This is a genomic window from Novosphingobium sp. ST904 (genome assembly GCF_001298105.1).
Lineage (GTDB): Bacteria > Pseudomonadota > Alphaproteobacteria > Sphingomonadales > Sphingomonadaceae > Novosphingobium.
The window spans coordinates 1-1,469 of the sequence record NZ_LGJH01000034.1 but is presented as its reverse complement, the minus strand read 5'-3'; the positions used below and the strand labels follow the sequence as shown (position 1 = coordinate 1,469).

Sequence of the window (1,469 nt, the reverse complement as noted above, 5' to 3'; positions counted from 1 at the left end):
CTCTCATGACTGCCATCTGCGCTGCAGAACGAGTTTATCCTGCCGCCGACCTTTCGGCTAGCGGTGAATTTGGCCTGGCCGGAGTGCCGCGGGCTCCTGATCGACGACGATTGATCAAGCTCTCATCCGCGGATTGGTTACCGCACTACCCGTTGTCCGTCGCTGGACCTTCCTCATTCTAAGCACGGGCGTCGGACTTGCCTGCCCCAACGTTGACCGAGGATTGTCCATCACAGTCGGGTGCCCGCGACACACCGGCCAGGCCTATGTTGCCAGAGGGTTGAGCTGATGCTGAACCCCCTGGCAGGTCAAACCGTCACCTCCGGCTGCACCCGGCGAGCGATGTCCCAAGCGAAGCCCACGAGTTCGCGAGCGATCGCCGTATTGACCTTGGGCTGTGGCTTGCCTGTCGCCGACAATCGGCGAAAACGCTGGCAAAGACGCACCTGCGCCTTCCAACCGATTGCCTGAATATCCTCAGGCAATCCCGCGACACGATCCCGATAACGTCGCTCTTCGCGGGCAGGTAGGCGATATGTCCAGCCTGCCTCGACAAGCATGGTGCGGGCATGAGCGTTGCCGGCCCGCGTAATTCGGCCGCGATGGACGCGTGATCCGCTTGAATATTCCGAAGGCACCAACCCGAGGTAGGCCATCAGTTGTTTCGGATTCTGGAACCGCGTCAAGTCGCCAACCTCGGCGATCAGAGTTGCGGCGACAATCAAGCGAACTCCGCGCAGCGCCTGCAGGCTGCGAACAAGAGCGGCAAATCGCCAGCCCTCCACTGCTTCCGCGAGCGCCGCCTCCAGCCTTTCCACGCGCGCCTGTGCTTCCAGAACGCGATGCTTTGCTTCCTCGAAGGCCAGTTGCTGATGCGGAAAATCGAAACGTTGCTCTGACAGCCAGCGCCAATAGGCTTTGGTCCACGCCGTTTTGCCGCAATACCGTCGATCATGGCGAAGTAGGAAGCTCCGCACCATTTGCTTTGCTGAGGTTGCCGCTTCCTGAGCAGAGCGCCGCGCCCGCACCAGATCCCGGATCGCCTCATGCTCTTCGTCGGGCACCCAGATCGGATCAAGCTCTCCAGCACGCAGCAGGCGGGCCAGCGTCATGGCATCACGCCGATCGGTCTTCACCTGATCGCCAGGCCGTCTGGGCATCATCGACGGCGCAATAACGATACAGGGCTGAGCGAGCTTGGTCAGGAGACGCTGAAGCCCGTAGCCGCACGGCCCCGCCTCATAACACCAGCTGAGCGTGGTGCCGGAACCGCCAAGCCGCTTGACCAAACCGCGCACAGCATCATCCTCATTCGAGATCGTACCGTAGAAGCGAACCTCACCGCCACGCTCACCTTCGGCGACCGCCACCGCGACAGTTTCCTTATGCACGTCCAGCCCGATGTATTTGGTACCTTTTGCCATCGACTATCTCCTTTGCTCTGACCCCCAGGCGAGCAACGCAGATCG

Annotated in this window: 1 protein-coding gene; it reads right to left on the bottom strand. The window is 61.3% G+C overall.

The features are described 5' to 3' along the window. Positions 1-308: 308 nt before the first annotated feature. Positions 309-1,424, bottom strand: coding sequence for an IS110 family transposase (locus ADT71_RS00215; protein WP_043979833.1), 1,116 nt, complete (start codon positions 1,422-1,424; stop codon positions 309-311). Between the last annotated feature and the right edge of the window lie 45 nt (positions 1,425-1,469).